Below are 9,641 nucleotides of genomic sequence, written 5' to 3'. Positions count from 1 at the left end.
TATCGCGGCCGACATCGGCACGCTCGACGATGTCCGCCGCCTTGCGGAACGGCTTGCCGCCGGTGGCCCCTGGAGCGCGCTGGCGCGCGAGGCGCTGGGTCTGGCGGCGTACAAGGCCGGCGACAACGCCGAGGCGCGGCGCCAGTTCGAGGCGGTGGTCTCGCAAGCCGACGCGCCGGCCTCCGTCCGACAGCGGGCGGATCTTCTGCTGGCGGTTCTGCCGCCGGCCGAGGCTCAGCCCGGAAAGCCGGCCGATCCGGCGAAAACCACCGACTGAACTGCATGCCCGGCTTCGCCGGCGATCTCTGGGGGCCTTTCCGTGAACGACCGTCGCATGACAAAGTATCTCCGCTTGGCTTTGGCGCTGTCCGTCGTCGGCACGCTCGCGGGTTGCGACACGCTGTCGGGCATGAACCCGTTCGCCGAGAAGAAGACCCCGCTGGCGGGCGAGCGGCGTCCGGTGCCGCAGGTCGCGCCGCCGCCGCCCGACACGGTTCCGCAGCCGCTTTCGGCCCTGCCGGACGCCGGTCTGATCAAGTTCGCCTGACAACCGCTGCACGGCCGGCCCCCGGCCTCCCGCGCGGTTCCGGCGCCGGGGAGGGCGCCTGCCTGTGACCGAAGCTGCTCCCCGCATCACCGTGGCGATCGTCGGCCGACCCAATGTCGGCAAGTCGACGCTGTTCAACCGTCTCGTCGGCAAGCGCCTGGCCCTGGTGGACGATCGCCCGGGCGTGACCCGCGATCGCCGCGAGGGCGAAGGGCGGCTGGGCGACCTCGTCTTCCGGATCGTCGACACCGCCGGGCTCGAGCACGCCGACCAGGGCTCGCTCGAGGGCCGCATGCGCGCCCAGACCGAGGCGGCGATCGCCGAGGCCGACGTCGTTCTGTTCATGATCGACGGCCGCGCCGGCCTCACCGCCGACGACGAGCGGTTCGCGGACCTTGTCCGGCGATCGGAACGTCCCGTCATCCTGGTCGCGAACAAGGCCGAGGGCCGCGCCGGCATGGAAGGGGCTTACGAGTCCTATTCGCTCGGCCTCGGCGATCCGATGCCGATCTCCGCCGAGCACGGCGAGGGCCTCGGCGACCTTTACGATGCGCTCGTCCCGTTCTTCCCGGAGCAGGACGACGAGGAGGGCGAGGAGAGCGAGGAGGGCGCGCCGCTCCGGATCGCGATCGTCGGCCGCCCGAACGCCGGGAAATCGACGCTCGTCAATCGCCTCGTGGGCTCCGACCGGATGCTCACCGGTCCGGAAGCCGGCATCACCCGCGATTCCGTCTCCGTCGACTGGGAATGGCGCGGTCGCCGCGTGCGCCTCGTGGACACCGCCGGGCTTCGCAAGAAAGCGCGCATCGTCGACAAGCTCGAGAAGCTTTCGGTCGCGGACGCGATCCGCTCGATCAAGTTCGCCGAGGTGGTGGTCCTTCTCCTCGACGCCGCCACCCCCTTCGAGAAGCAGGACCTCTCGATCGCCGACCTCGTCGCGCGCGAGGGCCGGGCGCTGGTGTTCGGCCTCAACAAGTGGGATCTGGTGGAGGATCGCGGACCCGCCCTGGCGCGGGCCCGGGAGGCGCTGGATCGCCTGCTGCCGCAGGTCAAGGGCGCCCTGATCGCGCCGCTTTCCGCCGAGACCGGCGAAGGCGTGGACCGCCTGATGGCGGCGGTCGTCAAGACTCACGAGGTCTGGAACAAGCGCATCTCGACGGCCGCGCTCAATCGCTGGCTGGAAGCCACCCTGGAGCGCCATCCGCCGCCCGCCGTCGCGGGCAAGCGGATCAAGCTGCGCTATGGCACGCAGGCCAAGGCGCGCCCGCCGTCCTTCGTGCTTTTCGGCACCCGGACGAACGAACTGCCCGAATCCTATGTGCGCTATCTGGTGAACGGCCTGCGGGAGACGTTCGACCTGCCGGGGGTTCCGATCCGGCTCAGCTTCCGCACGCCAGAGAACCCCTACGACAAGAAGTGAGCTCTCCGCGGCTTATTCGGGGCCGCGGAAGCTCTGCAGCGTGTCGGTCGGGAAATCATAGAGCCTGGCGGTCTCCGTCCATTCCGGGCGGCAAAGCTCAAGGATCTTTGGCGCGAGGTCGGCGGGCTTTCTGAGCGTCGCCTGATCCTCGCCCGGCATGGCGCGAGCCCGCATCGCGGTCGCGAGCGGCCCGGGATTGACCAGATTCACGCGCACCGGCGTGTGGTTGATCGTCTCGGCCGCATAGGAGCGCGCAAGCGCCTCGAGGCCGGCCTTGGTCACCGCGTAGGGACCCCAATAGGCGCGGTCCTTGTGAACCACGCCGGACGTCAGGAACACCACGCGCCCGGCGTCGGACGCTCTCAGAAGAGGGTCGAGCGAACGGATCAGCCGCCAGTTGGCCGTCAGGTTGACCGCGATCGCGCGATCCCAGTCCTTCGGCTCGACATGGCCGAGCGGGGAGAGGGGGCCGAGCACCCCCGCGTTCCCGACCAGGATGTCGAGCTTGCCGAACCGCTCATAGAGCGCGCCGCCCAGCCGGTCGATCGCGTCGAAGTCGGTGAGATCGAACGGCGCGAGCGTCGTGGAGCCGCCCTCCGCCTTGATGGCGTCGTCGAGCTCCTCGAGCCCGCCCTGCGTCCGCCCGGTGGCCACGACATGAGCCCCGGCGCGGCCGAGCGCCAGCGCGGTGGCGAACCCGATGCCGCGCGTGGCGCCGGTGACGACCGCGACGCGGCCGGACAGGGGTTTTTCAGACGACATCGGAGAATCCTGCGGGCGCCGGGACCGCAAGCTTTCGTCCCGGCCTTGGAGCCGGAACCCAATAGCGCAACGACCCGAGGATTAGTACCTGCGGCGGGCGCACATTTCTGATTAGCGGGCGTCCTGCTCCCGGTCGGAACCGGGAGCGGCGACCCCTCAGCTCGCCTCGGCGATCAGCGAGAGCTGCCGCGGCGCCTCGCCCATCAGATCGGTCAGCAGGGTCGGATAGTCGCCCGTGAAGCAGTGGTCGGTGAACTGCGGGCGGGTCTCGTCACGACCTTCGTAGCCCATGGCCCGGTAGAGGCCGTCGACGGACAGGAAGGCGAGGCTGTCGGCGCCGATGAACTCGCGCATCTGCTCGAGCGTATGGGTGGCGGCGAGCAGCTTTTCACGCTCGGGCGTGTCGATGCCGTAATAGTCGGAATGGGTGATCGGCGGGCAGGCGAGGCGGAAATGCACCTCCGTCGCGCCGGCGTCCCGCATCATCTTGACGATCTTCACCGACGTGGTGCCCCGGACGAGGCTGTCGTCGACGAGCACGATGCGCTTGCCTTCGACCTGGGACCGGTTGGCGTTGTGCTTCATCCGCACGCCGAGCTCCCGGACGCCCTGGGTCGGCTGGATGAATGTGCGCCCGACATAATGGTTTCGGATGATGCCGAGCTCGAACGGGATGCCGCTCTCCTGGCTGAAGCCGATCGCCGCCGGCACGCCCGAATCGGGGACCGGCACGATCACGTCGGCCTCGGGCATCGACTCGCGCGCGAGTTCGACGCCCATCTGCTTACGGACTTCGTAGACCGACTTGCCCTGAACGATGGAGTCGGGGCGAGCGAAATAGACGAACTCGAAGATGCAGGGCCGCATCTTCTGCGGCGGGAACGGCCTCAGCGACTGAACGCCGGTCTCCGAGATCACGACCACTTCGCCGTTCTCGATGTCGCGGACGTATTTGGCGCCGATGATGTCGAGCGCGCAGGTCTCGGAGGTCAGGATGTGGCAGCCGTCGAGCTCACCGAGGATCAGCGGGCGGATGCCGAGCGGGTCGCGGGCGCCGATGAGCTTGCCGTCGAACAGCGCCACCAGCGCGTAGGCGCCCTCGATCTCGCGCAGTGCGTTGACGAACCGGTCGATCAGGCGGGGGCGGCGGCTCTGCGCCACAAGATGAAGGATGACCTCGGTGTCGGAGGTCGACTGGCAGATCGCGCCGGCCCGTACGAGCTCCTTCCGGAGCGTGAGGGCGTTGGTGAGGTTGCCGTTATGGGCCACCGCGAGGCCGCCGGCGTCGAGTTCGGCGAACAGCGGCTGGACGTTGCGGAGGATCGTCTCGCCGGTCGTCGAGTAGCGGTTGTGGCCGATCGCGGAGCGGCCCGGCAGTCGGGCGATGACCCTCGCGTCGGAGAAGTGGTCGCCGACCAGCCCCAGTCGCCGCTCGGCGTGGAACCTGGCGCCGTCGAAGCTGACGATGCCTGCGGCTTCCTGCCCGCGATGCTGAAGGGCGTGAAGGCCGAGCGCCGTGAGCGCCGCAGCTTCGGGATGCCCGAAGACGCCGAAGACGCCGCACTCTTCGCGCAGCCGGTCGCTATCGAGATCGAACGCGTCTTGCGCGTCGAACTCTGCCGCGGGCGGGGTTCCGATCATCATGTCCGTCTCCCGGAGGCGGCGTCGGCCGCCTCATTTCCGAACGCAGGGCCGCCGTTATCGTTGCGGCTTCGCGTCCTGATCCAGCAGCTTGTTCAGGCCCTGCCTGTCGGCGGGGCTCACGTCCTGACTGTCGTCCGGCGCCGGGGCGGCGTCCGTCGGAGGGGGCGCGGCGGGGTTCGCAGCGTCTCCGGAACCGTCCCGATGCTTCAGCTTCTGCAGGATGGCGCTCTCTGGGTCTTCCGGCAACATCGCCAGCAGCTTCTGGCCTGCGTCCTGCAATATAGGCTTGGACTGCGCCGTCTTGAACCACTCGGGCTGTCCGCTCTCGGGAACCAGCCATGTGAAAAACATGAAGGCGACGACCACCAGCAGCAAGCCGCGCGCGGCGCCGAAGATGAAGCCCAGCACCCGGTCGACCGGGCCGACCCGGCTGTCGAGGATGGCGTCGGAAATCTTCATCGTGATGAAGGACACCACAAGCAGCACGACGATGAACACCACGCCCGCGCCGATCACGTCGGCGATCTGCGGCGGCTTCACGTGGATGTATTCGCGGGCGAGCGCGCGCGCCGGCTCGAAGAAATAGAACGTCGCGGCGGCGGCCGCGACCCAGGACGCGATCGACAGCACCTCGCGCGTGAAGCCGCGCACCATCGCCAGAGCCGCCGAGATCAGCATGACGGCGAGCAGGATGACGTCCAGAAGCGTGATGGTCATACGAGGGGCCGAACTCGCGCCGAAGTCTGTGCAGTGCCCCGTCGGGCGGGCGCGGCCCTCCCCTCCCGCGACAGCAGCGCCACGAGATCGTCCTGGAAACCCCGCAGTCGCACGCGCTCTCGGAACGCGTCGCTCTCGTCCTTGGCGCGGATCTGCCGTCCGAGGGTTCCGGCGAGCGCCCGGCAGGCGGCGCGCCGCGCGAACGGAATGTGCAGCGGAGTCTCGTTGTGACAGGCGACCAGCCCCCACAGCACCCCGTCCTTGACGATCGAGACCGAGGCCGAGGCGCGCACGCCCATGTTGCGCAGATACTGGAGGTGGATCGGGGAGACGCTGCGAAGCGCGACGTCGCTGAGGTCGATCGGCCCACCGTCGAGGGTCGCGGGCTGAAGCGGCGCCGGCTTGTAGTCCACGTCCGGGATCACGCGGATCGGGTTGCGGAGATAGAGCGCGCGCGCCTGCCGCGGGATGTCGGAAGCCGGGAAGCGATGATTGAGGAACGAGCGCAGGCCTTCGCGCCGGTCCTCGCCGACGACCGAGCCGGAATCGTCGTCGAGGAACTGATAGATCATCACCCGGTCAAAGCCGGTGAGACGCCGGAACTCGGCGGCCGCAAACCGGCACAGCTGCTCCACCGTGGAGGCCCGCTCGAAATCGGACGCAGCCGCTTCGAGATCCCCGAGCACCACGCCCAGCGGGACGCCTTCGGGGCCGGCGGGCTCGAGCTCCACCATGGTGAGGCCGCCGGATCGCTGCGCGCTGACGTCGAACAGCGCGCCTGACGGCCCGCGCAGCGCGCCGATGCAAGCCGCGCCGGCGCGCGCCCCTGAGGCGGCCGTGAGGGCGTCGGCTATCTCGGAGCCCAGCAGCTCGGTCGCGGATTTTCCAAGCCAGTCGCCGACGCCGAGCACGTCCTCGATATCGCCAGCCCCCGCGATCGTCCTCTGATCGCCGTCCAGCGCCAGCAGAAGGCCATGCGGTTGAATCGCGCCGGGAACGTGTATGGGTTCCCGGTCGCACGCCGTCAGGTCGGGACTGCTCAAAGGTGACGGGTCTCCGGCTTGGTCAGCTCCCCGCCGCGAGCTATGCCATGGTACGCCGATATGGAAAACCTGATTTGACGTGTCCTTCCCACCCGAACGCCGGCCGGGCCGACCGGCTGCGGCGCGACACGGCCGCCTCCCACGGCCGACTGGACCGCCGGATCATGGCGGCGGAGCCATTCCGGGACCGCGCGCATTTCGTCGGGTTTCTTTCGGCTCAGCAGATCTTCCTGCACCACGTCGAGAACCTCTATCACGATCCGGTGTTGGCGGACTGGTTGCCGCAGCTTTCCGGCTCCTCCCGGCTCCGTGCCGTGAACGCTGACGCAGCCGACCTCGGCGCGCCTCCGCTGCGGGCCGTTCCGCGCCTCCAGGCGACCTCCGCGGAGGGACTGGGCTGGCTCTATGTGGCGGAGGGTTCGCGGCTCGGCGGGGCCGTGCTCGCCAGTTCGGCCGACCGTCTTGGCCTGAATTCAGCCTTCGGCGCTCGCCACCTCGCGCCGCCGCCCGAAGGTCTGGGCGCGTTCTGGCGCAGCTTCCGGAGCGGGCTCGACGCCGCTCCGGTGCCGGCTGAAGAGGAAGACGCCGTGCTGGCCGGGGCGCTGGCGGCGTTCGATTTCGTGAGCGACGCGATGGCGGAGAGTCTTACGCCCGCCTGAGCCGGCGCGATCAGGCCTTGCTGCGTACGCGCGCGGGCTCGATCTCGGATATCTCGTCGTCCGCCGGCGCGGCCTCCAGCAGGTCGCGCGTCAGCCGCTTGATCGCCGCCATGCGGGCCGCCTGATCGTCCCCGAAGCGGTTCAGCAGGAGGTCGATGGCGCGGTCCGCGAGCGCCGGGTCGTCGCCGTCCGACAGGCGCGCCAGGATGCCGGCCAGCGCTGCTTCAAGCTCCAGGTCGCTCATGTTCCCCCCGACCCTTTCGCCGCCGGCCCGCAAGGCCTGATTCGCCATTTTCGGCAGGATCGGTAGCAGATCGCTTAAAGCGTGTCGAAGCGACGCGGAGGGCTGGGCGACCGTCAGTAGGAAGCGTTCGGCCACTCGGTCGCCGCCCCTCCGAACATGCGGGCGCACCGTTCGCGCTCCTCGGCGAAACGCTCGCGCATCAGCGCCTGGATCGGCTCCGAGCGGTAGGGCGGCTTCGGCTTGGCCTTGCGGTTGAAGTCCGGGCGGACGCCCGACGGCTTCGCGGCGGCCGCGCCCAGAAAACCCATGATCTCGGCGCGCGTGGCCTCGGGCTCGGCGGCGATGTCGTCGAGGAAGAAGAAGCGGAAGCGGCCGTCGAAGCGCTTGCTCCATTTGGCGGCGATCCGCGTCGGATAGGACCGGTGGATCACCCCCGGCCGGTCGAGGAAGGCCGTGACAGCCGCGAGGTCCTGCTCGCGTTGCGCCGCGTCCTCGTTTCCCGCGAGCGCCATCCGCCAGGCCGACCAGGCCCGCTCGACGGGATCGCGCAGCAGCAGCACGACCTTCGCGGACGGGAACCGCCGCGCGAGCTGCCGGATGACCGGGTCCGCCAGAGAGGAATAGCCGGGCGTGATGTCGCCAGAGATCTGGTCCGCCTTGTCGGCGAACAGATCCGCATAGGCGTCGAGGTCCTTCGGCTTGTCCGCGAGCGCCGCGACCTTGCGGAAGAAAGCCTTGTCACGGGCGTCGAGCGGCTTCAGGCCGCGCCGGCGGCGCGTTCGCGCATAGCGCTGCGGATCGGTGAGGAAGCGCTTGGTCGCGTGCGCGATCCGGCCGGTCGGGAACGTCCGGTCGAAGTAGTGCAGCTCCTTGAAGGGCGGCATCCAGAAGTCCGGATGGAGCTGGAGCTGGTCGTAGAGCCACTGCGTGCCGGCCTTCTGCAGCCCGACGCAGAAGAAGTCCGGCCCGTCGCCGCGCACGGCCTCGCGCGGCGCGCGGCCCAGCAGGCCCCTGAGCGCGTCGAACGGACGGCTCTGCAGATCGAAGATCGTCGGCAAGGCGTTTCTCCCCGCCGCGATCATAACGCCTCCCCGAAGCCGGGGAAGCGACCGTTGCGGCCCGCGCCTCAGCCGGCGAGCTTCAGCCCGCCATTGGGCGTGCGGATCTCGATGTCGACCTCGAGGGTCGCCAGCGTGTCCTTGGTGTCGGTGGTGATCCGCACCTTCTCGGGGTCGATCGCGATGTGCTTGGCGATCACCGCGAGGATCTCGTCCTTGAGCGTCGCGACCAGGTCGGTGCGGCCGAACACGGCGCGCTCATGGGCGAGCAGCAGCTGCAATCGCTCGCGGGCGGCCGGCGCGGAGCTGCGCCGGGAGAAGAACTTGAGAACGCTCATGCCGCCCTCCTTCCGAACAGGGAGCCGAAGAGGCCCCTCTTCTCGGTCGGGACCGTCATCTCGATCGTCTCGCCCCGGAGCCTGCGGGCGGCGTCCAGATAGGCGCGGGACGGAGCCGAGATCGGGTTGGCGAGGGTGACGGGCGAGCCGAGGTTGGACGCCTTCAGCACTTCCGGGCTTTCGGGGATGATGCCGAGCAGCGGGATCGACAGGATCTCGAGGACGTCGTCGACCTTGAGCATGTCGCCGCGCTCGGCCCGCACCGGGTCGTAGCGGGTCAGCAGCAGCAGCTTCTCGATGGTCTCGCCGCGCTCGGCCTTCTCGGTCTTGCTGTCCAGCAGGCCGATGATGCGGTCGCTGTCGCGGACGCTGGAGACTTCCGGGTTGGTGACGATCACCGCCAGATCCGCATGGCGCATCGCGAAATAGGCGCCGCGCTCGATGCCGGCGGGGCTGTCGCAGATGATCCAGTCGAAGCGGCCCTTGAGCTCGTTGATGACGCGCTCGACGCCTTCGGCGGTCAGGGCGTCCTTGTCGCGGGTCTGGCTGGCGGGCAGCAGCGAGAGCGAATCGACCCGCTTGTCCTTGATCAGCGCCTGGTTGAGGTTGGCGTCGCCCTGGACCACGTTGATCAGGTCGTACACCACCCGCCGCTCGGCCCCCATGACGAGGTCGAGATTGCGCAGACCGACGTCGAAGTCGATGACCACGACGCTCTGCCCGGTCTGCGCCAGAGCCGCGCCGAGCGCCGCGGTCGACGTGGTCTTGCCGACGCCTCCCTTGCCCGACGTGACGACCAGAACCTCAGCCATTTGGAATTCTCCCCGTAAAGGTTGTTTCGAGCGTCACGTCAGTCGAGCGCGTCGACGCGCAGGTTTTCCCCGTCGAGCCAAGCCTTTATGGCCTTGCCCTTGAGCTTCGGATCAAGCCGTTCGGTGGTCATGTAGACGCCGTCGATGGCGAGCAGCTCGGCGTCGAGCTTGCGGCAGAAGATGCGCGCCTTGGAATTGCCGGCCGAGCCCGCGATCGCCCGGCCGCGCAGCGCGCCATAGACGTGGATCGAGCCCGACGCGATCACCTCGGCGCCGGAGGCGACCGAGCCGCAGATCGTGACGTCGCCGTTGAACGAGATGGTCTGGCCGGAGCGGACCGGCTGCTCCACGACCAGCGAGCCGGTCGCGACGCTGCCGGGCTCGGGCGCGGAGAGCT

General features: G+C 69.2%; 12 protein-coding genes and 1 pseudogene. 4 read left to right on the top strand and 9 right to left on the bottom strand.

All coding sequences use genetic code 11. The annotated features are described in order from the left end of the window. The 3 genes and pseudogenes from ACIKT0_RS08465 to der all read left to right on the top strand — a co-directional run. A pseudogene (locus tag ACIKT0_RS08465) lies at positions 1–277 on the top strand (tetratricopeptide repeat protein); the annotation flags it as partial. Positions 278–334: 57 nt separating this feature from the next. Continuing rightward, complete coding sequence (locus ACIKT0_RS08460; protein ID WP_183396326.1) at positions 335–547, top strand: hypothetical protein; 213 nt, start codon at positions 335–337, stop codon at positions 545–547. A 64-nt stretch (positions 548–611) separates the two neighbouring features. Further along, the gene (gene der / locus ACIKT0_RS08455) at positions 612–1,967 is read left to right on the top strand and encodes a ribosome biogenesis GTPase Der (protein WP_407104925.1); all 1,356 of its coding nucleotides are present in this window, start codon (positions 612–614) and stop codon (positions 1,965–1,967) included. A 12-nt stretch (positions 1,968–1,979) separates the two neighbouring features. On the opposite strand, the gene ACIKT0_RS08450 is transcribed toward der, so the two are convergent. The 4 genes from ACIKT0_RS08450 to ACIKT0_RS08435 all read right to left on the bottom strand — a co-directional run bounded on the left by ACIKT0_RS08450 (position 1,980) and on the right by ACIKT0_RS08435 (position 6,133). After that, positions 1,980–2,729: an SDR family NAD(P)-dependent oxidoreductase gene (locus ACIKT0_RS08450; RefSeq protein ID WP_407104924.1), complete on the bottom strand. Its 750-nt coding sequence runs from the start codon at positions 2,727–2,729 to the stop codon at positions 1,980–1,982. A 156-nt stretch (positions 2,730–2,885) separates the two neighbouring features. Beyond that, entirely contained in the window at positions 2,886–4,373 is a 1,488-nt protein-coding gene (purF, locus tag ACIKT0_RS08445) for an amidophosphoribosyltransferase (protein WP_407104923.1), read from the bottom strand. 54 nt (positions 4,374–4,427) lie between these two features. Then, complete coding sequence (locus ACIKT0_RS08440; RefSeq protein WP_407104922.1) at positions 4,428–5,090, bottom strand: CvpA family protein; 663 nt, start codon at positions 5,088–5,090, stop codon at positions 4,428–4,430. Further along, positions 5,087–6,133 (bottom strand): GAF domain-containing protein, encoded by a 1,047-nt coding sequence (locus ACIKT0_RS08435; protein WP_407104921.1) that lies wholly within the window; start codon positions 6,131–6,133, stop codon positions 5,087–5,089. The genes ACIKT0_RS08440 and ACIKT0_RS08435 overlap by 4 nt, the downstream gene beginning before the upstream one ends. 47 nt (positions 6,134–6,180) lie before the next feature. On the opposite strand from ACIKT0_RS08435, the gene ACIKT0_RS08430 reads away from it, so the two are divergent. Continuing rightward, the gene (locus ACIKT0_RS08430) at positions 6,181–6,792 is read left to right on the top strand and encodes a biliverdin-producing heme oxygenase (protein WP_407104920.1); all 612 of its coding nucleotides are present in this window, start codon (positions 6,181–6,183) and stop codon (positions 6,790–6,792) included. A 10-nt stretch (positions 6,793–6,802) separates the two neighbouring features. On the opposite strand, the gene ACIKT0_RS08425 is transcribed toward ACIKT0_RS08430, so the two are convergent. The 5 genes from ACIKT0_RS08425 to minC all read right to left on the bottom strand — a co-directional run. Then, complete coding sequence (locus ACIKT0_RS08425; protein WP_407104919.1) at positions 6,803–7,171, bottom strand: hypothetical protein; 369 nt, start codon at positions 7,169–7,171, stop codon at positions 6,803–6,805. Then, positions 7,150–8,094, bottom strand: a complete 945-nt coding sequence (locus tag ACIKT0_RS08420; RefSeq protein ID WP_407104918.1) for a sulfotransferase — start codon at positions 8,092–8,094, stop codon at positions 7,150–7,152. The genes ACIKT0_RS08425 and ACIKT0_RS08420 overlap by 22 nt, the downstream gene beginning before the upstream one ends. 68 nt (positions 8,095–8,162) lie before the next feature. Then, positions 8,163–8,432, bottom strand: a complete 270-nt coding sequence (gene minE / locus ACIKT0_RS08415) for a cell division topological specificity factor MinE (protein WP_183393756.1) — start codon at positions 8,430–8,432, stop codon at positions 8,163–8,165. Next, a complete protein-coding gene (gene minD / locus ACIKT0_RS08410) occupies positions 8,429–9,244 on the bottom strand; it encodes a septum site-determining protein MinD (RefSeq protein ID WP_407104917.1) in 816 nt (271 codons plus the stop codon). The genes minE and minD overlap by 4 nt, the downstream gene beginning before the upstream one ends. 38 nt (positions 9,245–9,282) lie before the next feature. Next, positions 9,283–9,641, bottom strand: a 359-nt coding sequence (gene minC / locus ACIKT0_RS08405; protein WP_407104916.1) for a septum site-determining protein MinC, incomplete at its 5' end; no start/stop codon positions are given.

The sequence above is a fragment of the Hansschlegelia beijingensis genome, assembly GCF_045505405.1.
In the GTDB taxonomy this organism is placed as follows: Bacteria; Pseudomonadota; Alphaproteobacteria; order Rhizobiales; family Methylopilaceae; genus Methylopila; species Methylopila beijingensis_A.
The sequence above is the reverse complement of the archived record's forward strand: the minus strand, read 5'-3'. Positions and strand labels throughout refer to the sequence as shown.